Source organism: Neokomagataea tanensis (genome assembly GCF_006542335.1).
Taxonomy (GTDB): domain Bacteria; phylum Pseudomonadota; class Alphaproteobacteria; order Acetobacterales; family Acetobacteraceae; genus Gluconobacter; species Gluconobacter tanensis.
This window is the reverse complement of the sequence record NZ_CP032485.1, coordinates 1,860,001-1,882,480: the sequence shown is the minus strand read 5'-3', so window position 1 is coordinate 1,882,480 and position 22,480 is coordinate 1,860,001. Positions and strand designations below refer to the sequence as shown.

Genomic DNA, 22,480 nt, shown 5'->3' with positions numbered 1-22,480 from the left:
CAAGACCATCAGCCGCCTCAAGATGTCGGCTTTCTGAAGATCAACCGAAACGGGACCAAAATATATGTCGCTGGGAAATGACTACAGGCCGCGTTAAAGCCAATAACCCTTCGGGTCCACGGGTTACGCCAAAACCGCTTTCTCCTCTGCCCCCAAATGGCAAACGTGGGTCAGCCGTGGGGATAATGAGATCGTTGATGCATATTGAGCCGGCAGGCAGTTGCTGAGCAAGAGCCTCAGCGGCTGAAACGGGTCCGAAAATACTTGCCCCCAAAGCGTATGCCTGCGCTCTTGTCTTTTCCAACGCTTCTTTTACGTCTTCAACTTCCACAATCGCGAGCCACGGCGCGAAAAGATCATCGTCTATTAAGCGCTCAGTTGATTTAGTCGCTTCGAATACAACAACATCACCAACTTGTTCGACCTCTACCCCAGCAGCACGAAGTGAACCAACAAAGTCATCTCGACGGGAGCGCATAGCGGGCTCAATCGTCAAATCTGGCATACCCGAAAGAGCGGCTTTTATCAGCCTCTTTAAGTTCTGGGCGTTCGTCGTAAATACACGATGCGGTGCAATGCAGGTTGCACCATTATTCAAGCGCGCACCATAAACGAGCTTGCGTACTACCAACTCTAAATCTGCCCCCGGCAGCACAAACACAGGGTCAACGCCAGAAAGCTCACAAATGGTTGGCGTAAGTGTCTTAGCTGCTGCCTCCAGAACAGCCCGCCCTGTTTTTGCTGCCCCCGTCAAAATGATCAAATCAAATCCCGACTGGACGGCATCCGGCCCTGCATCCACAGGCAAAAGATGCAGCAAATCACTCGGAAAACCGGCTTTTACAAGCAAAATGATCAGGTAACGTGCCACCGCTTCTGCGCCCGGCGCCGGTTTCAATGCAACTGCATTCCCTGCCACAAGTGCCTGTAACATTTGTATCCCGGGCAACATAAGAGGATAGTTACCGGGAGCAAGAATAAGAACAGCGCCGTGCGCTCGACGTTCAATTACAGAAGTAACCCCGGGGAGCCACAGCGGACGCCCCCAGATGCCGGCTCTTCGCGCCTTTAAAAGGCTCGTCGAATTCTTCTCTAAAAAACGGCATGCTGCGAGTATGGGCAGTAACTCGGCTGTCCACGTTTCCAGTGGCGGTCTTTGAGGGAAGAAATCCGGCAGAACCCGCCAATTCTTACGTAGTAATCTTCGAAACTGACGGACGTAACGCAAACGCTGCCGAATTGAGACACAACCCCACGTCAAAACAGCAGCTCGTAATTTACCGACATCTACGTCGGTGTTTGCCGCGCTCATTTACCGTGTCCGCAACACGACTGGCACCACACTTTCTTGCTCTCCAAGAACAAATGCTGCATCGGAAAAACGAGGTGGACCAAAGCGCATCGGTGCGGCTCTAGAAAAACCGAGTGGTTCTCTGGGAACGCCTAAGAAATTTTTATCAAGAAGATTATTGCCATTGCGGTCTTGGAACACTTGCACAGCGTATGTATCGGGCGGCAATCCCTCAAACGTAATTTCCACTTCGCCCGTTTTAGCAGGAACAACACGCTTACCCGCGCAGTTCGACGTCAAAAACTCATCTTTTTTGCAGACGGCAGCGCGGATTGTTCCCGTCTCATCAGGCACGTTCGATACAACCACATGAAGCGTTGCTGCGCTGGCGAAAACAGGCATAAACAACAAACTACCCAACAACCACAATTTCATGACCGAAACCTCCGCGGATAGGATCTTCCACGCCATTGAGGGGCGTAACCCAAAAATTCCGAAACAAGAGCCTGCCACTGCAAAAGGAGTAACACTACAACCCCAACCGGGGAGAACAGAACCGTCAACACCCCTTGCTCGAAACGACGAGCAAGCAGAATGCGTGTCGTGATCGACAAGATCATTGCCAGCCATGAGTACGGTCTCCGTGGCAGACAAAACGGCAGCACATGCCCCGCACACAAAAGCGCTGTCCATACAGGCAAGCCACGAGGTGTAGCCATGCCCTCCGTTGCGTTCTTCTTCAAACCGCTCCACACTTCCGATGCACTTTCATACATCCGACAGGAAGCGATATCTGTTGCGTCCAGTAGCCCGGTTTTTAACCCTGAAGCCCTGAAATGCCGAGCAAGAGCAAGCCCATCATGCAGGTGTCCTTTTACAGCAGCATGCCCCCCAACAGCGCTGTAAAGCGTGCGGCGCACAATGATGAGTTGCCCACATGCTGCGGCAAATTTAGCTTCTGTTCCGTCGTCCAGCCTCATTGGCAGGTAGCCCATCAGCAGAAGGTGGATAAAGGGTAGAAGCATCCACTCCAAAACCGTTTTTGTCACTTGCCGGGGAACACCGCTCAGCAAGGCAATATCCGGGCGCCTGCTCATCTCTGTGCAAAGCTTGGTCAACGCATCAGGCTCGAGACGAACATCAGCATCAACAAAAACCATCAATTCATGCTGCGCGGCTTGAGCAAGTTGAGCGCAGGCATGTGTTTTACCACACCAATTCTCAGGTAGCTTCTGCCCGGATAAAACCTTCAGCCGCGGGTCCGAAAAACCCTTCAGGATGCTCAACGTCGCATCCGTCGAAGCATCGTCAAGGACGATCAACTCCAACCCTATATCGCGGCTGTTCAATACCGCTTCCACAGCCCGGCGAATGGTTTTCTCTTCATTTCTCGCAGGGATCAAAACCGAAACAAAATGCCCCGCACAAACCTTCGAAGGTTTTCTTAAACGTCGGAGATTATCCACTGTCAAAAATAGCGGGAGAAGAGACGCCAAGAGTCCAATTTTATCTAATTTATATTTCAAGGCTTATGCCCCGCTTCGAAGCGCGCACCGCGCAACCACTGCCGCACGCGACGCCCGATATCGTAAAAACCCCCTACCCCGTTTTTACCCTCCAGCAACGTCCGAAAGCGCTCTGGCTCATGCGATTGAACGTCACAAGCTAGCCTATCCATGGTTTCCGTTAGAGCCTGCTCCATTCTCGTTTTCATGCTTTGCGTCGTTTCTGCCGGATTGAGCGTTAATGTTGCCCCAAAGCGCAAAAAGAGTTCCGGCTTACTTTCCGTCCAGAATGAGTATTCAATGGCCAGCGGCACCATGCGAACCCCCGGAACAAGACGTGCCAAATGTGCAAAGCCAGATTGCAGCACAACCGGCCGCTGCCTGACGTCAGAGAAATGCCCTTGGGGTGTTATCCATAAAATATTCCCCGCTTCTAGAATTCGCTGGGCCGTTCTCAGGAAACGCCGCAGGGAAGAACGATCTTTGATGTCTACAGGAAGGAGCCCGGCGCGTTCTAGCAAAGGATAACGCTTAAGTGCCGCCGCCTCTATTGGCCCGTAGCCGCAAGTTTCAGGGAAGTAGGTATGCTGCAGAAAAGCAAAAACAGCCGGATCCCACCACCCGGGGTGATTGGCACAAATAATGTACGGGCCGTCCCCAGCGCTGATCGCCTCAGCTTCAGATAAACGTACCGCGTTGAAATTGCGCTTTATCCCCCTTCGCATCCCCTGAGACACCAAAAAGGCAGCCAGAGGATGGCGGCGATCCTCTCTCTTCATTTTGAAGCAACCATTTGGGTATCTTGATCGGCACAATCAGCGGCCACCCAACCCGACATAAGCGCCATGGGCATACCTGCCCCGGGATGAGCTGCACCACCTGCAAGGTATAGTCCCTTCACCTCGTCAGAGCGGTTGGCGGGTTTGAATGCGCCATTCAAACGTCCATGGCTAGCAAGGCCATAAATAGCTCCCCTCAGGGTCGAATACCGCTGCCCTATGTCAAACGGAGTAAGATGGTGCTCAACCTGAATACGCTCTTCAATGTCTGGCATGCCGCCGCATCGCTTGAGTTTATCCAAAATAACTTGCCTGTAACCGGGGAAAATATCCTGCCAGTTTTGGCCTTTGTGCAAATACGGTGTGTGCACAAGAACGTAGAGAGCTTCCCCTCCCGGAGGTGCAACATTCGGGTCGGTCTTTGACGGAGCCGCGAGATAGCAGGTCGGGTCGGGGGCCGGTTTGCCTTGACGATAAATTGCATCAAACTCCGCCTCTGGATCAGCCGAGAATACAAAATCATGGTGGGCTAAATGCTCATAACTTTTGTTCAACCCAAGATAGAGCACAACCCCCGAACATGCGGGCCGCCTTCTGCGCCAACGTCTCTCAAAGCGCGGTGTGGGGACGTTACGCAGCAATTCCCGCATAGTCCTTACACTGTCCATGTTTGAAATCACGATATCCGCAGGGATCACCTCAGCATCCGCTGTGACTACCCCTTGTACTTGCCCATTTTGAACCTGAATTTGCTGCGCACGCGTTGAGGTCTTGAAACACACGCCCAACTCTTGCCCCAATTGCGCGAGAGCGTCCGGCACGGCGCGCGTGCCCCCCATAGGATACCAAACACCGTCATGGCTTTGCATATGCGCTATACCCAACAGCACAGCGGGAGCCTGAAACGGATTAGATCCTACATATTGCGTCAAATGGTCCAGCATTTGAGCGGCTTGCGGGTTGCGAATACGCTTGCGAATTTCACGGGCGAAGGTCGAAGCCAACCGCAAGCGCCACACGTCTTTCAGTGTCGCAGGGGTCAAAGTTTGGCTAAGATCCATCGTATCAGCTAAGCCACCCACGGATTTCCAGAAAAAGAACTTCTCGGATATTTCGTGCAGTTGCTCACTTGCCTGCATCAGGTCCCTGTAACCCGCTCCGTCACCCGCGCAAAGACTTTCCAGACTCTGCGCCATAGTCTCAGGGTTTTCCTGCAAATCCAGCGCTGCGCCATCTTCGAAAAAACATCGCCATTGTGGATCAAGCCGCCTCAGGTCGAGCCTGTCCTGCATTTTTACGCCGGCCTCTGCAAAAATACGCTCCAGCACACGCGGTACAGTGAGAATAGTCGGCCCCATATCAAAACGGAAGCCGTCTGCTTCCCACAGAGCCGCCTTCCCGCCGAGCCACTCATTGGCCTCCAACACTGTGACATGATGCCCACGCGCAGCCATCGTGCAGGCTGCGGCTAACCCACCAAGCCCAGAACCAATAACAACGACGCTTTTTTTGTGTTCAGGAGACGGCATGTGACGACGCTTTCCGAAATAGCTTTTTAGTAGGTTTGCTCGCTGTGTGGAGCGCAAGATCTCGGATCAAAAGATCACTACTCATTCTTGCTCCTTCAAAAATAACTGGCAGACCACTCCCCGGATGGGTTCCACCACCGACGAGGTACATATTTTTCACATCTTCAAACTTATTGTGCGGCCGCAAATGCAGCATCTGCCCAAGCGTATGTGCAAGATTAAAAACTGCTCCTTTGTGAACGTCATAATCCCTTTCCCACTCAAGCGGGGTAATCGCTTTTTCGTATCTGATCCGACTTTCAATATCCTTGAAACCTGCTTTTTCAAGACGTTTGAGTACAAGGCTCCGCGCTTCATCTTTGAGGGACTGCGTCCACTCCAATCCCCCCGCCCGCAGATGACCAACCGGCATTAAGACATACAGGGTAGAATACCCGTCAGGGGCCTGCCCCGGATCGGTCTGGCAAGCATTTTGCACGTAAAGAGAAGTATGCTCGGACAGCACTTTTCCTTCTTCGATCTCCGAAAAGTTTTGATCATACGCTTCTGAAAGAAAGACGGTATGGTGCCCCTTATCAGGTACACTACCTTCTATCCCCAAATACAACATGTACGTTGAACACGAGTATTGCTGCTTCTCGATGCGCCTGTTCGTCCACTTCCGCCGCTTTTGCTCCGGTACTAATTGCTTCATTGCCCGGGCAAAGTCCGCATTCACAACCACGGCGTCGGCGAAATCAGCTCCATGTTCTGTCAGTACGCCGTTCGCTTTACCCTCATACGTCAGTACTTCCCGCACGGGTGTGTTTAATTTTATGCGGACCCCCAATTGTTCCGCAGCTTTCCCCATTGCCTCCATGACGGCAGCAGTTCCGCCAATAGGATGATAAATGCCGTATTCGTATTCCATAAAGCTCAGTATGGTAAACAAACTCGGGCATCTATAGGGAGACATACCCAAGTACTTACTCTGAAACGAAAACGCGAGGCGTGTCTTGGGGTTTTTGAAATACGTTGAGAGGTCTTGATCTATAGATTTTGTTGGCCTCAGCTTGGATAGAGCCCGAAACATATCGGTACGAAACACATCCAAAAATGAGTTAAATGGCCGCTGCAATACGGGGATAAAAACCCGAAACTTCTCTCTATTATCCGCTAAAAAAGTACGAATATTGCGTGCGTCATCTACATCGATTTTCGCAACCTCTTTTTCGAGGGCGTCAATATCGGATGTCATCCTCAGGCTTGGGCCGTTTTCAAAGACAAGATCGTAATTCTCGCGCGGCTTACGGAAAGTGATCCACTCCTCCATGTTTAAGCCACAGCGTTCGAAGATATCTTTTAAAATATGTGGATAAAGAAAGAAGGTTGGCCCAACATCGAAGCGAAAACGACCCTGATCTGTCTCCGCATCTATCGAAGACGATCTCCCCCCCAGATGCCCATGACGCTCGTAAAGAGTTACATCAGCACCCGCCCGCGCAAGCAGCATCGCAGAGGCCAAACCTCCCGGCCCTGCTCCCACGATAGCCACGCGCCGATTTTTAAGCGTGCCATACTGCATACCGACACCCCGAATAAAGAAATTTTCAACACTCTGTTTTTTGTTAAAGGTGCGAAAAAGTATTTAGTTCAGGTAAATACTTTTTTTATGCAGAACGGAACTTTATTACAAACTCCGATTGCAACAAAATATCATAATCGTCCTCGTTTTAACGATGATTAATCAATAATTTTGCTTTTCTCTCAATCGATTACTTTTCTTTAATCAATATGGAATAACCCCAATTCAACCGACCCCATCAAGAGCCCACACCCTTTTCGCTCATTGTGGGCGCTTACCCGCCCTCCATTTTTCTGGGCTATAGTATAAAATCAGCTAATTCGCTCTGATCTGGTTCTAAGAACTTTCTCAAGCACGTTCACTACGGCAAAAAAATCATCCATTTCCATTGCTTCGTCGGGGTTGTGACTTCCATTTTCGTTCCTGACAAACAGCATCAGGCTGGGGACACCTTGCCCAGCGAATGTTGCGGCATCATGCCCCGCTCCGCTGGCAATTGTTGCATAACCTATACCCAATGCGTCTGCGGCCGTGGAGGCTAGGGCCTGTAATCCTTTATCCATTACGGCTGGAGCGCTTTGGGTACGGACACCCAAGTCCACTTGGACGTTAAACGCATCCTCTACTCTGTGTGCATTTTGAATAACGCATGCGTTCATACGCTCAAGCAGGGAAACATCGCGAGAGCGAATATCAACAACAAAATCCAACTTTCCCGGTACGGCCGCGAAATTAGCTTGCAATGGATCTGTCTGACAAACACCGAAGGTAAGGGTCATTTCGTGCCCCTCATTTTCGGCGGCCTGCCACTCCGCGTACAGCCCCGTCATCAAACTGGCACCTGCCATAACGGCATCTGACCGAAAACGACGCGGCGTTGCACCCGAATGGGCATACTTACCAGTTACAACCGCCGAACGGTAACGCGTGCTGCCACAAATGGCCGTCACAACCCCAAGAGGAACTTTATCCTCTATAAGGACCGGCCCCTGCTCTATATGGACCTCAACGAAACAATCAATATTGTGAGCATTTAATACAGGTGCTGAACCACACAAATCAGGCTGCGCACCACAAGCACTCATATGTTCACGCAGGCTCAAACCGTCATCACTTCGGGGTGTTTCCAATAAAGCACTGTCAATCAGACCAAATGCCGTACGACTTCCCAAGTATGAAATTGGAAACCACACACTTTCCTCAGCTCGTGTTACAATGAGCGTCGTGTCGCGCTGAGGCCTATACCCTGACGTTTTCCAAGCACAGAGCACGATTAAACCTGCGATAGCACCGGCTGCGCCATCAAAATTTCCGCCACAAGGAACAGTATCAACATGAGAACCTGTCATAACGGCCGGTAAAGACCTGTTCTGCCCCGGCAGGGTGACAAACAAATTCGCAGCCCAATCCTTACGAACTTCCAACCCGTGCGCCTCTGCAACTTCAATAAAAACCGCGTGCGCCTGATTCTCTTTGTCGCTGTATGACGGACGGGTCATACCCTTGCCGTCATACCCGATGGCATAGAGACGATTGAAAATTTGGTGTGCTAACTCTTTATCTAACACAAATGCTCTTATCAAAAATAAAGTCAAAATCTGATCAATATTCAAGGATGCTTTATACACACCCTTGAATAAGGTAAATATTATTAGAAATTCATCGTAGCTCCCGCATAGTACATACCGCCAAAATATCCGAAGGCCGAGGAAGCGGGATATTTATACACGTTGAAATTAGCTGCAGTTGAAGCCTTTTGCACTCTTGTCGGATATTTATTAAATAAATTCTGCGCCCCAATGTTTAGCTTCAACATTGGCGTAACCATGTAACCAATATCCAAGTTTGTTAAATAGGCAGGACGTACTTTCGTCCACAAATTTGTCGGCAAACTCGGGTTCGCGATAAACACACTAGAGCCATACCGCATTTCTTGGACCGAAACATTCCATGCACCCTTCGTCCAATTCGCGCTCAGCGTCTCTCTATTTTTTGGGCTTGAATGGATAAGCTGCGCAACAGCATAAGCATTAAAAATTGATACGTTATGTGCCTGCAATACAGCAGGGGCCTTGTTATAACTTCTGATTTCATTATCCGACACGTTCATTGCGAATGCTAAACGGACATTCCCGTAATGCTGCGTGTGTATCGTATAATCCGTATTGAAATCCCCACCCCAGGTATTGGTATTTACCGGGTTTGTATAATAGGCAGCATAGGTGGCATTCCCCATATTCAGGCTCTGCAAAGTCTGCGCGACAAAGCTTCCACCCAAAGTAGTCGTACTCGCCAGACGATCATTGATTGCAATGTAGTATAAATTGCCTGCCATATGCCAATCTTGGAGTGGTTGTGCATCAAATCCCACGGAGAAGCTGCGTGAATATTCTCCTTTTAATTTCCCCGCACCCAATGCCTGAGCGGCCGCACTATTATTTGGCAATGACAATGTCGAGTATGTCGCCATTGGCGAATTATAATAATAATATGTCTGACCCAAGGTCGGCGGACGATACCCTGTATTTATATTAGCTCTTACAGCCCATTTTTTGTTGAAATTATAGCGCGTGCCGACAGATCCGGAAGAAACAATGGGATAGTTATGGTAAGCAACTGTTCTACCGCCCAGTGTCCATTCCCATTTATTTGTCACGTAGAAATCGACGTTAGCGTGCCCGTCATAGACGTCTCGCGTGTAATCCCCGGCGACATATGATGGGTTACCAGCATGTGTCGCCGCCCCCGGCGTTGCTTTTTTACCCGCATTAGGCCCTGTGAGTATGGGGACATTTCCATCCGCATACGACGCATACTCGCCCGCCAGAAGCGAGAAAGTATCGCGGCGATACTCAGCGCCAAACTCAACAGAAATGGGCTTAGGGAGCAATGATGTGTTGAAATTGCGAGAAACCTTGAAACCTGCCGTCAATAAGCTCGTAACAGCTCCACCAGTATAAAAACGGGTCGGACTAGCGTTTCCGTACGATGCATTGTCGGTATCTTTAAGGTCGTAGGATTGCATGTCACGGCCATAATTTACGTAAGCATCCCACGCAAATTTACCCACCATTCCTTTGAAACCATTATCGACCTCAAAATCATTTTGTTCCATGAGGTAATATGGCTGCATACCATCAGGCCACAGCGACTGGACTGTTAAATCATCTGCGGCAGAACGATAAACCTGCGCCACAGTAACTTTACGATGCGCGTAAGTATCCGTTGAGTAAAAATCAATCTTGTCCGTTATTGGTATCCCAATATTCGCAGAAATAGATTCCGTAGTTTTTTTCGGCAACCCATTCGTTCTTTGAACATTTCTATCTTTATTAGATCTTGGATCAACACTGCCATTAGGCAAAGCATAATACAAATCGTTCGGATAACGGCTCGGATTAATATAATCGCCATTTCTGAACGCTGGCAGCTGATGCACAACCTGCGCGGCCAAATCGAGGTATCCACCATTATGCCCAAGCGCAAAGGCCGCGTCAGCATTGGCGTCCAGTGACTGCCCGTCCCCAGCATAAAAACCACTATTTTTTAGACCAATCGAACCGCCATGTGTTTTGTCTTTGAGAATGATGTTGACCGCACCAGCCAAAGCATCCTGACCGTAAAGCGCACTCGCTCCCTCAGTAATAACTTCAACATGATCAATTGATGCAATTGGAATAAGAGCGATGTCTGCCGGTTCAGTCCCCCAGTTGGGCCCTGCATTGGCGTTAAAATTTGCCCCAATATGCCGCCGATGACCATTGACCAAAATGAGCGTCTGATCCGCAGAGAGGCCACGTAACTGCATAGTCTGCGTGAAAGCATTGTTACCCACCCCCGGAACAGCCGGAGAGGTAATGGCTGGCGATAACTGGGCCAGAGCCTGCATAATGTTGTTTTGCCCAGTCTGGGCCAAAGCGGCTCCGCTTACCACTGTAACAGATGTGGTGCTGTGAAGAGGCGTTAATGGAGATAAAGCCGACTTAGAGGTCAAACGCGATGCGACTACTGTCAACTCTTCCTTCGCTTGATTGAATACACCACGCGGCGCCTGAGGTGCAGCTGCAATAGAAGGTGCTTTTTTGCCCGTTTCTTTGAGCTTATGTGGAAGAGTATGGTCCTTAGTAGCCGCAAAAGCCGGGCCATAAGTCAAAAGAGCAGAAGCCAGAATTGTAGCGCTGAGCCATATTTTTTTATTAAAAACCGCTTCCGTTCTTTGCATTTTTCTTCCACTCCAAGACGCGCGACTGACCAAGATACCCTCCCCGAAAGCCGAAAAGGGCCAACCACGAGAGGGCCCTTATTCAAACAAGAAAACGCCCCAGACTTGTTCCGCTAAACGGCGCCCAATTCGTTTCGAGGTGTTATCTTTTATCTCATTTATTTAATGAATTTGCCATCAATTATATCGATTAAAAAACGATATTTTTTGCTTTTGAGGGCCATTTTTTTTAGTGCTCGGTAATTATCCGCTTTTTGCACTCTTTGTTTTGTGCACTTAAGGAGCACCCCCGCTCACCTAAGTGCACACATACTGCCTATCGGCAGGCAACCTCAAATAGGCTTATTTTGCGAACAAGCTTTCGAGGCTGGCAAAAGCCTTAATTTCGATAGCATTGCCAAACGGGTCATGCAGAAACATTGTTGCTTGCTCACCAGCCTGGCCTTTAAACCGGACGTAAGGCTCAATAACGAACTTTACAGCCGCAGCCTTTAATTTTTCAGCCAATTTCTCCCACTGTGCCATGTTCAAAACTGCCCCGAAATGAGGGACTGGCACAGCATGGCTATCGACACTGTTGTAATGGACGCGATTTTGTGAGCAATCCGCCATATGTGCAACAATCTGATGACCGTAGAAGTCAAAATCTACCCATTCATCTGAACTACGCCCCTCAGGACACCCCAGAAGATCTCCGTAAAATTCTCTAGCAACCTTCAAGTTATCTACAGGAAATGCAAGATGAAAAGGGGGAAGTGTCTGCGCCATTTTTTAAGCCTTTGTTGTCGATAAGAAACATATATTTGAATATATCAATCATGAAAAATGATCATTTTTTATTCTGAGGAAGAAAAATATTTATTAATCGACTTTTAGGCTATTCTAAATGCTGGCTCCCCCCCTGTCAGAGCGGTGAAAACCTGATTAGCACATGTTACGGCCATTCTCTCCAGCGCCTCCTCCGTTGTTCCGCCAAGGTGTGGAGTTAAAATCAACGATGGCGCACGTAATATCGGATCATCCGTTTGTGGTGGCTCATGCTGTAAAACGTCTAACGCTGCGCCATGAAGACATTGTGCTCTCAAAGCCTGCGCCAAGTCATATTGGTCAATAGCAAAGCCCCTTCCAGCATTCACAAGAATTGCTCGCGGCTTCATCATCCCTAACGTACGAGCATTAATTAACGGCGTATCACCCTGCTCCCCCGCTCGATGCAGGGAAATAACATCAGCATCAGCTAATAATACCTCGACTGTCTCACACCGAGATACGCCGTAATTGTCAAAAACAGCTTGAGGCACATTTGGGGACCACGCAATTACCCGCATACCAAACCCATTGCGGGCTATTTTCGTCACTTTTTGGGCAATAGTGCCAAAACCGATAAGCCCAAGCGTTTTGCCCTCCAGTTCTATCCCGTTCGTTCTGTACCGAAATCCCCAGTCATCGTCGCGCACTGCACGATCCGCATCTTTTACATTTCGCGCACATGAAAGGATCAAGCCTATCGTAAGCTCTGCCACGGACTGGCTGTTAGCACCGGGCGCATTGGTAACGATAATTCCCTTTTCTTTCGCCACGACTTTATCGACACGATTAGTACCTGCGCCGTGGCAGCTAATAATCTTTAGTTTTTCCGCACGTTCAATGGCTGATCTGTCCAGTCCTAAATCACGCGTGATGACCGCATCAGCTCCACCGATTTCTCTGATAACAGTAGGCATATCGGCCGCGCTAGCATAGCGCGTCGCAATGCCGCGTTCGTTCAAAAACTTCAATGCAGCATCATGTACGGGCTGCGTAATAAAACATTCCAACATTTTTTTCCGTCGGGCAGTGAAATCAGTTAATGCGAAAACCCGCTACACGCTCAGCGCAAACATAGCTTGGTGATAACCAACAACCTCATGCGGTTGAACAAGACAAGACTTTACCGTCCCTTGTTCAGGCGCTTTGATTGCTACGCGGATAGGACCAATCCGCACAAAAGCAAGTAATTGACCCGAGTTAACCTCTGTTCCTTCCTGTACAAGGATGTCATCCACCACCCCCATTTCAGGGCTTAAAATCTCTTCAACTCGTTCACGATCGAGAGTGTCTGCACAGTATTTTTGTCCCCCTGCACTAGATAATTCCAAGAGTAAATTACCACCGGCCGCCGGAACCTCACAAAACGCAATATTGTTAAGACGCATTGCACTGACTAAATGCTCTAGAGCGTTCTCTACTTCGGACAGCATAAGTTAAATCCTACCTTTGTCTATTGAGTGGACACTCACACGGCCAGTTCTGAAGCTCTCCGTATTTAGTAATTGGCTCAATAATGGGATCGTCGTTTCAATTCCCTCAACACGCATTTCTCCCAACGCATCCAACATTTTCTGCCGAGCATCTTCACGGTTTTTCCCATGAACAATAAGCTTGCCTATCAATGAATCATAATGCGCAGGGACCGTATAGGTAGTGTAGACGTGTGTATCTAATCTGACACCCGATCCCCCGGCAGGTAGCCATGTCGTCACAGCCCCTGGACTAGGCTGAAATGTCACCGGGTTTTCTGCATTTATGCGGCACTCGATAGCGTGCCCCACACATGCAACATCTTCTTGAGCAAAAGACAAAGGCTCACCCTGTGCAATACGAATTTGCTCGGCAACAATATCGATGCCCGTAACCGCTTCCGTTACAGGGTGCTCAACCTGCAAGCGAGTGTTCATTTCAATGAAAAAAAACTGACCAGCTTCGTATAAAAACTCGAAAGTACCCACACCTTCATAGCCAATATGACGGCACGCTTCCGCGCATTTTTGTCCTAGTTCGCACAAAGTCCGCTCACATATGTCATGAGGTGGAGCCTCCTCAATGAGTTTTTGATGCCGCCTCTGAGTTGAGCAGTCCCTTGCTCCCAGCCACACAGCCTGCCCTTGCTGATCGGCTATTACCTGCACTTCAACATGCCTTGGCTCTTGTAAAAAACGTTCGGCATAAACGTCTTTTTTACCGAACGCTAATTGGCTTTCTCGCTGCGCTTCTGCAATTGCGTTGAGGAGATTTTCTGGCTTCTCCACAACCCGCATACCGCGTCCACCTCCCCCCGCAGAGGCTTTAACTATGAGGGGGTACCCAATTGCATCGCATATAGACTGAGCTGCCGCTGGGTCTTCGGGCAGGGCACCATCTGACCCGGGCAAACACGGCACGCCTGCTTCTTGCATTTTGCGTTTGGCACTGATCTTATCCCCCATCAGCCGCATTACGCTTCCCGACGGGCCGATAAACTTAAAACCCCTCTTCTCTACTTCATCAGCAAAATCAGAGTTTTCAGAAAAAAAGCCGTATCCTGGATGGATGAAATCGGCATCCAGAAGTGTGGCAGCCGTTAAAATACGCTCTTGGTTCAAATAGCTTTGTGCAGGGCTAGCCGGCCCAATACAAATGGCATGATCCACAAGCTTTAAATGAGCCAAACCGGCATCTGCCTCCGAAAAGACGGCAATAGTTTCCAAACCGAGCCGTCTGCACGCCCGGGCAATACGCAAAGCAATTTCGCCGCGATTTGCAATCAGTACACGCTGAGTTTTAGGCATCATCTTTCTCCACCTGAAAAAGTGGAGTTCCCGGCGCAACCGTAGCCCCGTCTTTCACAAGTACCTCAAGCACTCGGCAATCATATTCAGCCTCTATACGCGTAAGCGTCTTCATTGCCTCGAGCACACCGATAACTGCCCCTTCCTTAAGGTTAACCCCAGCCGTCACAAAAGGAGCTTCCCCCGGGGAAGCCGCAAGATAAAAAACCCCGTGCATGGTCGCGCAAATTTGCTGCGTGCTGGGACGCAGCTTAACGGGAGCAGTTTTTGTGACCGGGCGATGCAGACCCGAATGTTCTTCTGCTTGGCGAAGAACAATTCTCTCCCCGCCAGCCGACGTAAATTCAAGCCTCTTGACACCAAACTCCCCCATCTTCTGCATGAGGGACGTTAACTGCTCTACACTTAATGCTGCTCCAAGCTTTTCCACGGTCATAGAAACGCTTCCACAGCAATACCCGCCTCTTGCAAACGGTTTTTAACAGTGCGCGCCACCGCTAGTGATTCTGCATTATCACCATGAACACAAATCGTATCCATCGCTGTTGGTAGCATCGCTCCCGATACGGTTTCTATCGCTCCAGCCTTGACCATTCTTATCACGCGGTCGGCGATGAGCTCGACATCATGGAGAACTGCGCCCGGTTCTGCCCGGGACACCAAAAGCCCTTCTTCCGTATAAGCACGATCAGCAAATATTTCAGAAAATACCGTCAAGCCTCGTTCGCGCGCACGCTCACCCAAAACGCCAACCGCACCAGAAACGAGAGCCAAAGTCGGGTCTACTCCCTCTATCGCGCGAATTACCGCCTTAGCTACATTCTCGTCTTTTTCACTCAAATTGCCCAAAGCACCATGTGTTTTGACATAAGTTATCTTGTGCCCTGAATACCGAGCCAAAGCTTGGGCAGCACCAATTTGATAGGCGACCAGTGTCTCTATCTCTTTGGCTGAAAATGGAATGATCCGACGCCCAAACCCCCATAAATCAGGGTATCCAGGATGCGCCCCAACCGAGACGTTCTTTTCACGCGCAATTTTAAACGTTTGCGCCATTACCGTGTGATCACCGCCATGGAAACCACATGCAACATTCGCTGATGTAACCACGTCCAGTAGCGATGCATCATCTCCAATTGTGTAATGCCCGAAGCTTTCGCCCAAATCAGCATTCATATCGATTTTTGTTTTAGACATGGTTTCCTCCGGATTATTATTGAAAAATCTGCTTCCGCAACGTCATAATCTGCTCGGACAAAATGCGTGCTTTTTCGCGTTCTGCACGCAACTTACTCTGTGCATCTTCCTGCGTGATCAGTTCGAACTTGATGTATCTTCCCGGCGGTATTTGGGACAAAAGACAGAGATCGGCCTCTACAATAACTCCGACCTTGGGGTAGCCTCCACAAGTGTTGGCGTCAGCCATTTGAACAATAGGCTGCCCAGCTGGCGGAACCTGCACAGTACCGGGCAAAAGCCCATGCGAGAACAAACTAAGGGCATCCTTCGTTCTCAAAGGTTCTTCACCCTCCAAACGAAAACCGACGCGATTAGCCTGCGCAGTAATCAACCATTTTTGGCTGAAAAATTGTTCTAGTGACCGTTCCTCAAATAACGAATACTCCGCAGCAGGCATTATTTTTAACGGCGTTATCTCGCCTGATGGCAATGGCCGTGCATCTGCCAATCCATAGCCACCGTCAGGCAAACCCACATGTTTCTGCACCGGCCCGCACGAAAGCACATCGCCTTTCTGCAAACCGCGCCCCTCAAAACCACCAAATCCACCCTTAATATCCGTTGAACGTCCACCCAAAACAACTGGGACATCTATTCCACCAGCAAATGTTAGATACGAACGTGTCCCAACTTTGGGGGGGTGTAACACCAATACCTGCCCAGAAACGGCTTGCATGCACCAATTTTCTGGAACTACGTCTTCGTCCAAATACACCTCTCCCATTGCGCCGGTAACAGCAAAGACGCAATTTTGAGAAAACTTTACCTTGAACGGAAAAAACGTAACTTCGATACCTGCATCGTTAAAATCGTTTCCCACCAGAATATTACCGTGGATCAACGCATCACGGTCCATAGCGCCGCCAGCACAAACCCCCATCGGTATAGCGCCATAGCGGCCAAGATCTTGAACCGTATTTAAAGGGCCGTTCGTCAATATCTCTAACATCAGCCCCTCACAAACCGCACAATATCGCCAGCGCGCATCGTGCATGGTGTTTCTAATTCCGGGTCAAATAGCGCTCCGCACTGAGCCGTCCCGACTATGTGCCACCCCGAAGGAGCTGTGTGCGGCATAACGCACGTAAACACCCCTCCAACACACACAGAATTTCGAGGCACACTTAGCCGTGGTGATGCTCTCCGCGGAAGATGTAAAGGGCGCGTAAGACCCGTTAGGTACCCAAATCCCGGCGCATACCCAATCATCGCTACACGGTAAACACCGGATAGATGCTGTCTGATGACTTCTCCTTCGGTCAAACCAGATTGCTGAGCTACATGCTCTAAATCCGGCCCGCCCTCACCTCCATAGACAACAGGAATAGTAAGTTCCTGCGGCTCAATACGAGCGGATGCCGCATTCTCCCACTCTCTGCGTAGAAAGATCTTAGCGAAATCCACCTCAAAATCTTCAGGCTTGAAAACAACGAGAAGATTATTGGCTCCCGGAATAACGGTCTCAACGACCGCATTCATTTCAAGCGATTGAGCCATCCCCCAGATGCGAGTTTGCACGTCATCTGAAAAGTTTGCACTTGCCATATCGAGAAGAAAAGCATGCGTCCCAGCGCATTCTATGCGCATTTTGCCTCTCCTTCTTTCATCGCGACAGATATGGTCTCTTTAGGCAACAATGCTGAACCAATAGAACCAGCCAAGAGCAAAACCGCAACCATGTAAAAAACGTCTTCAAACCCACCTGTGAACTGTAAAATGTAGCCTGTCACAACAGGTGCAAGAATGCCGATACCGTTGCTGAAAGTAAGGAGCAGTCCATTAGCAGCCCCCAGCGTCTCATGCTCGACCAAAAGATCAGCCAATAGTGCCATATTTGCTCCTGTGCATGCCGTTACAAAGCCCATGCTGAGAACGAGACACAGCATTATTGCCAAAACAGAATGCAAGAACGGCAGAACACCAATTATCGCAATCATAACGAGGTAAGACGACACTACATACCGCCTGTCCCCTGCCAATAAATTACGACCAACACAGAAACGTTCGCCTAATTTTCCCGCAACAATAGAGACAATAACCGCCCCACCATAGCAGTAAGCGGTGTACAAGCCGGATTCAGCCAAGGATAAGTGCAGGTTTTTCTTCAAAATTACGGGCAACCACGACATCATTAGAAAATTTGCGTAATTGGCGCAGGACTGCCCTATCACAATTCCCCAGAATGATTTGGACGCGAAAAAAGGACGGACAGAAAAAGTTATTCTCGGCTTTCGCAGCGCTGGCCTCTCTTCGTCCGGCGGATAGACAAACAGCCATGCCAAACACCATAGAAAGCCAATGCACCCCAAAATTAAAAAGGCTCTTCTCCACCCAAACGCTGACACTAAATAGCCAGCAGAGACTGCACCTGCCCCCAAACCAATCGAAATTCCATTAGTAAAGAAAGTCATAGCCAATCCCGCCCTTTGGGGTGAGGACCACTTCCTCATAACCTTAGCCCCCAAAGAAAACGTCGGTGACTCTCCCACCCCGAGAACCACCCGAGAAAGAAGAAAAGCTGGCAGCGTGAAGGCAAGACTGCCCTCAACCATTGCAGCCGACCATATCGCAACAGCACCAAAACCAATTACACGCGGACCCAAACGATCCAATAAAAGTGAAGATGGCAAGTTCAGAAAAAAGTATGACCACAAAAAACTTGAAAGAACCCAACCCGCTTGGCTAGCACTCAGACCAAAATCGTCAATAATTTTAGGCAATGAAACAGAGAGAGCTGCGCGATCACCGTAGCAAATAATGCACATAACTACTGTGAATACGTAAATTAATACCTTACGCATCTAACATATTCTTCTTTAGAGATAATATTGTAATCTGAACATACAGACAGCATGGAATTTGTAATGTCGGAGTCATTGAGAGAAAAGTCCTTGCGCAGCCTATGGTTTCGATTATAGAACAAAATTCAGAAACAAAAAAATCTATTTTTTTTGCCACTTAGGAACAAAAAAAATGATGTGTCATGATCGCTGAACTCAAGACCTTTCTTGTCGCAGCCCAACTCGAAAGCTTTGCCGCCACAGCAGAGACAGTCGGCCTGACCCAATCAGCAGTCAGCGCACAAATTAAGCGTTTGGAGTTAGAGTTTGGTTATCCCTTATTCCACCGTACCGGCCGCGCCGTTCAATTAAGCAAGGCAGGATTAATTGCCATTGATCGTGCAAATGAGATAATAAATTTATTTGAAAATATGAAAGAAATACACCGCGAAGACAAAATAAGTGGAACAATTAAGGTTGGAGTTATCTCGACCGCTTATTCTTCTCTACTAGCGCCAGCAATGTCTAATTTTTTACATCAATTTAAAGATGTTTTTTTCTCAATACGCGTTGATATTTCTCTTGAACTTTTACAAAAGCTCGAAACCAAAGAAATAGATTTGGCTATTATCGTAAAACCTCCGTTCGGCCTCATCCCAGATATGGAGTGGATCCCGTTAGTCAGCCAACCTTATGTCCTCGTCATGCACGAAAAAATTGCTGATACAGGGTGGAAAGACATACTCAATACGTATCCCTTAATCCGCTATGCCAGTCGCTCTTTTGGCGGCAGCGTAATCAGTAATTTTCTAAAAATACACCAAATATCTCCGAACGATGCTACTGAAACAGAAGCTATCGATTTAATTTTAGATATGGTTTCCAGAGAAAATGGCGTAGCTATCATACCGTCATGCCAAGAGCTCTCTAAGTATGATAATCTAAAACAAATTTCTATCCCTGAGATGAGAGAAAATAGAGAAATCGGGATCATGATACTAAGGACTCGGCGAGCCAATCTCGTTAGTCAGTTCGTCAGTTGTATACACAGCTCTTAAATATTTATATTTGTTGTGGCCAAATTTAGTCTTCCCCTTAGTTCCCTAATTAAATCAATCGCCCATAAAATCTGCTGTAAACCACGCATGCATAGCCGCTTACAAACCGCGTGTCGCTTCATCCCTTATTTTTGGCCGTATAGTTTCTTGGCTGTACAGGGTATCTGTTCAGAGGTTCTTTGCGCTTGCAGTACTGATCGTTATGCTTGAGGGCGTATTGCTGCGCGCGGTTTAAACGCGGGCATCCGCAGGCGGACGCGCGGACCGTGCGGTTTATGTGTTATCGGAAAGTTCGTTAAAGTTGGTTGCGGGGGTAGGATTTGAACCTACGGCCTTCAGGTTATGAGCCTGACGAGCTACCGGGCTGCTCCACCCCGCGGATGAGTTTTGTGTGTTTTTTTTGTGTGTGTATTGGGTGAGCTAGGGGACCTGGCGGCGACCGACTTTTCCGCACCTTAAGGTGCAGTATCATAGGCGCTGAGGTTTTTCACGGCCGAGTTCGGGATGGGATCGGGTGTAGGATCCTCGCCATGGCCACCAGGTCTTCTAGCTCACCCTCGTGTTGGTAGAGGAGGGTGATGAGGTTGGTGTATTTTTGAGTGTGACTGATTTCTGTGCATGTGTTTGTGTGTGAGGATTATGAGCGATTAGTACCGGTTAGCTGAGTACATTACTGTACGTATACACCCGGCCTATTAACGTGCTGGTCTTGCACGGCTCTATGAGACCTAGTTTTGAGGTGGGTTTCCCGCTTAGATGCTTTCAGCGGTTATCCCGTCCGAACTTAGCTACCCGGCTGTGCCACTGGCGTGACAACCGGTGCACCAGAGGTTCGTTCATCCCGGTCCTCTCGTACTAGGGACAAATCCTCTCAAGTCTCTTACACCCACGGCAGATAGGGACCGAACTGTCTCACGACGTTCTAAACCCAGCTCACGTACCACTTTAATCGGCGAACAGCCGAACCCTTGGGACCTGCTCCAGCCCCAGGATGTGATGAGCCGACATCGAGGTGCCAAACCTCCCCGTCGATGTGGACTCTTGGGGGAGATCAGCCTGTTATCCCTAGAGTACCTTTTATCCGTTGAGCGATGGCCCGTCCACGTGGGACCACCGGATCACTATGGCCGACTTTCGTCTCTGATCGAGCTGTCACTCTCACAGTCAGGCGGGCTTATGCCATTGCACTCGACAGCCGGTTTCCGACCGGCCTGAGCCCACCATCGCGCGCCTCCGTTACACTTTGGGAGGCGACCGCCCCAGTCAAACTGCCCACCATGCAGGGTCCCGGATCAGGCTGACTGATCTCGGTTAGACATCAGAAAAATTCAGGGTCGTATTTCAAGGATGGCTCCACCGGTGCTGGCGCCCCGGCTTCAAAGCCTCCGACCTATCCTACACAGAATTTTCCTGATGCCACTGCAAAGCTACAGTAAAGGTTCATAGGGTCTTTCCGTCTGACCGCGGGTACCCCGCATCTTCACGGGGAATTCAATTTCGCTGAGTCGATGCTGGAGACAGTGGGGAAGTCGTTACGCCATTCGTGCAGGTCGGAACTTACCCGACAAGGAATTTCGCTACCTTAGGACCGTTATAGTTACGGCCGCCGTTTACCGGGGCTTCAATTCAATGCTTGCACATCTCCTCTTAACCTTCCGGCACCGGGCAGGCGTCAGGCCCTATACGTCATCTCTCGATTTCGCAGAGCCCTGTGTTTTTACTAAACAGTCGCTACCCCCTGGTCTGTGCCACCCACACATGGTTGCCCACGGGTGGGTCTCGTTTATCCCGAAGTTACACGAGCAATTTGCCTAGTTCCTTCAGCATCGTTCTCTCAAGCGCCTTGGTATACTCTACCAGTCCACCTGTGTCGGTTTCGGGTACGGTCTATATGCTAGAGCTATTTCCTGGAATGGTCCAAAAGCTGGTTCAATCCGATAAGAACCAACAACATATCTCATTCGTCACTTCTAGCAGGCTCAGGACTATTAACCTGATTCCCATCGACTACGGCTTTCGCCCTCGCCTTAGGGGCCGGCTCACCCTGCGTGGATTAACCTTGCGCAGGAACCCTTGGACTTTCGGCGACAGTGTTTCTCGCACTGTTTATCGCTACTCATGTCAGCATTCGCACTTCCGATATCTCCAGAGGGGGTCACCCCGCCTCCTTCGCAGACCTACGGAACGCTCCGCTACCGCGCATTCATAAGAATGCACCCACAGCTTCGGCACGTGACTTGAGCCCCGTTACATTTTCGGCGCAGGGTTTCTATTAGACCAGTGAGCTATTACGCTTTCTTTAAAGGATGGCTGCTTCTAAGCCAACCTCCTGGTTGTTTTGGAATCCCCACATCCTTTCCCACTTAGTCACGATTTAGGGGCCTTAGCTGGTGGTCTGGGCTGTTTCCCTCTCGACAATGGACCTTAGCACCCACTGTCTGTCTGCCGGACTATACTCCTCGGTATTCGGAGTTTGGTTAGGTTTGGTAAGGCTTTGGGCCCCCTAGCCCATCCAGTGCTCTACCCCCGAGGGTAAACATCCGACGGTCTACCTCAATAGATTTCGCGGAGAACCAGCTATTTCCGAGTTTGATTGGCCTTTCACCCCTAACCACAGCTCATCCCCGACTTTTTCAACAGGCGTGGGTTCGGCCCTCCAGTGCGTGTTACCGCACCTTCAGCCTGGCCATGGCTAGATCACTCGGTTTCGGGTCTTCTGCCAGCAACTCAGTCGCCCTATTCAGACTCGCTTTCGCTACGCCTACACCTAACGGCTTAAGCTCGCTGCAAACAGAAACTCGCTGACCCATTATACAAAAGGTACGCCGTCACCCCATAAGAGGCTCCGACTGCTTGTAGGCGTCCGGTTTCAGGTCTCTTTCACTCCCCTTATCGGGGTGCTTTTCACCTTTCCCTCACGGTACTT

The 22,480-nt window shown here is 49.4% G+C and carries 18 protein-coding genes, 1 tRNA gene and 2 rRNA genes (1 of these 21 cut by a window edge); 1 reads left to right on the top strand and 20 read right to left on the bottom strand.

Annotated features, from left to right (window positions below; all coding sequences use genetic code 11):
• Positions 1-40 precede the first annotated feature (40 nt).
• The 17 genes from D5366_RS08550 to D5366_RS08470 form a co-directional block, all read right to left on the bottom strand.
• Complete coding sequence (locus tag D5366_RS08550) at positions 41-1,312, bottom strand: aldehyde dehydrogenase family protein (RefSeq protein WP_141493114.1); 1,272 nt, start codon at positions 1,310-1,312, stop codon at positions 41-43.
• Complete coding sequence (locus D5366_RS08545; RefSeq protein WP_141493113.1) at positions 1,313-1,726, bottom strand: DUF2141 domain-containing protein; 414 nt, start codon at positions 1,724-1,726, stop codon at positions 1,313-1,315. It abuts the gene before it with no gap.
• Positions 1,723-2,757, bottom strand: coding sequence for a glycosyltransferase (locus D5366_RS08540; protein ID WP_240775404.1), 1,035 nt, complete (start codon positions 2,755-2,757; stop codon positions 1,723-1,725). Before D5366_RS08540 ends, D5366_RS08545 begins: the two co-directional genes overlap by 4 nt.
• A 56-nt stretch (positions 2,758-2,813) precedes the next feature.
• Entirely contained in the window at positions 2,814-3,575 is a 762-nt protein-coding gene (locus D5366_RS08535; RefSeq protein WP_240775226.1) for a lysophospholipid acyltransferase family protein, read from the bottom strand.
• Positions 3,572-5,104, bottom strand: a complete 1,533-nt coding sequence (locus D5366_RS08530) for a phytoene desaturase family protein (protein WP_141493111.1) — start codon at positions 5,102-5,104, stop codon at positions 3,572-3,574. The genes D5366_RS08535 and D5366_RS08530 overlap by 4 nt, the downstream gene beginning before the upstream one ends.
• Complete coding sequence (locus D5366_RS08525; protein WP_141493110.1) at positions 5,091-6,668, bottom strand: phytoene desaturase family protein; 1,578 nt, start codon at positions 6,666-6,668, stop codon at positions 5,091-5,093. The genes D5366_RS08530 and D5366_RS08525 overlap by 14 nt, the downstream gene beginning before the upstream one ends.
• A 311-nt stretch (positions 6,669-6,979) precedes the next feature.
• Complete coding sequence (locus D5366_RS08520) at positions 6,980-8,236, bottom strand: Zn-dependent hydrolase (protein WP_240775225.1); 1,257 nt, start codon at positions 8,234-8,236, stop codon at positions 6,980-6,982.
• Positions 8,237-8,319: 83 nt separating this feature from the next.
• Positions 8,320-10,890: a TonB-dependent receptor plug domain-containing protein gene (locus tag D5366_RS08515; protein WP_141493109.1), complete on the bottom strand. Its 2,571-nt coding sequence runs from the start codon at positions 10,888-10,890 to the stop codon at positions 8,320-8,322.
• 342 nt (positions 10,891-11,232) lie between these two features.
• The gene (locus D5366_RS08510) at positions 11,233-11,658 is read right to left on the bottom strand and encodes a VOC family protein (protein ID WP_141493108.1); all 426 of its coding nucleotides are present in this window, start codon (positions 11,656-11,658) and stop codon (positions 11,233-11,235) included.
• Positions 11,659-11,762: 104 nt separating this feature from the next.
• Complete coding sequence (locus tag D5366_RS08505) at positions 11,763-12,710, bottom strand: NAD(P)-dependent oxidoreductase (RefSeq protein ID WP_141493107.1); 948 nt, start codon at positions 12,708-12,710, stop codon at positions 11,763-11,765.
• 42 nt (positions 12,711-12,752) lie between these two features.
• Positions 12,753-13,130 (bottom strand): biotin/lipoyl-containing protein, encoded by a 378-nt coding sequence (locus tag D5366_RS08500; RefSeq protein WP_141493106.1) that lies wholly within the window; start codon positions 13,128-13,130, stop codon positions 12,753-12,755.
• A 3-nt stretch (positions 13,131-13,133) separates the two neighbouring features.
• Positions 13,134-14,477, bottom strand: coding sequence for an acetyl-CoA carboxylase biotin carboxylase subunit (locus tag D5366_RS08495; protein ID WP_141493916.1), 1,344 nt, complete (start codon positions 14,475-14,477; stop codon positions 13,134-13,136).
• Positions 14,470-14,913, bottom strand: coding sequence for an acetyl-CoA carboxylase biotin carboxyl carrier protein (locus D5366_RS08490; RefSeq protein WP_141493105.1), 444 nt, complete (start codon positions 14,911-14,913; stop codon positions 14,470-14,472). Before D5366_RS08490 ends, D5366_RS08495 begins: the two co-directional genes overlap by 8 nt.
• The gene (locus D5366_RS08485) at positions 14,910-15,674 is read right to left on the bottom strand and encodes a LamB/YcsF family protein (RefSeq protein WP_141493104.1); all 765 of its coding nucleotides are present in this window, start codon (positions 15,672-15,674) and stop codon (positions 14,910-14,912) included. Before D5366_RS08485 ends, D5366_RS08490 begins: the two co-directional genes overlap by 4 nt.
• A 16-nt stretch (positions 15,675-15,690) precedes the next feature.
• Positions 15,691-16,710, bottom strand: coding sequence for a 5-oxoprolinase subunit C family protein (locus D5366_RS08480; RefSeq protein WP_240775224.1), 1,020 nt, complete (start codon positions 16,708-16,710; stop codon positions 15,691-15,693).
• On the bottom strand, positions 16,665-17,303 hold the full coding sequence (pxpB, locus tag D5366_RS08475; protein ID WP_141493102.1) for a 5-oxoprolinase subunit PxpB: 639 nt from the start codon (positions 17,301-17,303) through the stop codon (positions 16,665-16,667). Before pxpB ends, D5366_RS08480 begins: the two co-directional genes overlap by 46 nt.
• Positions 17,294-18,517: an MFS transporter gene (locus D5366_RS08470; RefSeq protein WP_141493101.1), complete on the bottom strand. Its 1,224-nt coding sequence runs from the start codon at positions 18,515-18,517 to the stop codon at positions 17,294-17,296. The genes pxpB and D5366_RS08470 overlap by 10 nt, the downstream gene beginning before the upstream one ends.
• Before the next feature lie 182 nt (positions 18,518-18,699).
• Here D5366_RS08470 and D5366_RS08465 point away from each other — a divergent pair, with 182 nt between their 5' ends.
• Positions 18,700-19,554: a LysR family transcriptional regulator gene (locus D5366_RS08465; protein WP_141493100.1), complete on the top strand. Its 855-nt coding sequence runs from the start codon at positions 18,700-18,702 to the stop codon at positions 19,552-19,554.
• Positions 19,555-19,856: 302 nt separating this feature from the next.
• Here D5366_RS08465 and D5366_RS08460 read toward each other — a convergent pair.
• The 3 genes from D5366_RS08460 to D5366_RS08450 all read right to left on the bottom strand — a co-directional run.
• Positions 19,857-19,933, bottom strand: a tRNA-Met gene (locus D5366_RS08460).
• A 48-nt stretch (positions 19,934-19,981) separates the two neighbouring features.
• Positions 19,982-20,096 (bottom strand): 5S ribosomal RNA (gene rrf, locus D5366_RS08455).
• An 85-nt stretch (positions 20,097-20,181) separates the two neighbouring features.
• Positions 20,182-22,480, bottom strand: a 23S ribosomal RNA gene (locus tag D5366_RS08450); it runs 436 nt beyond the window's last position.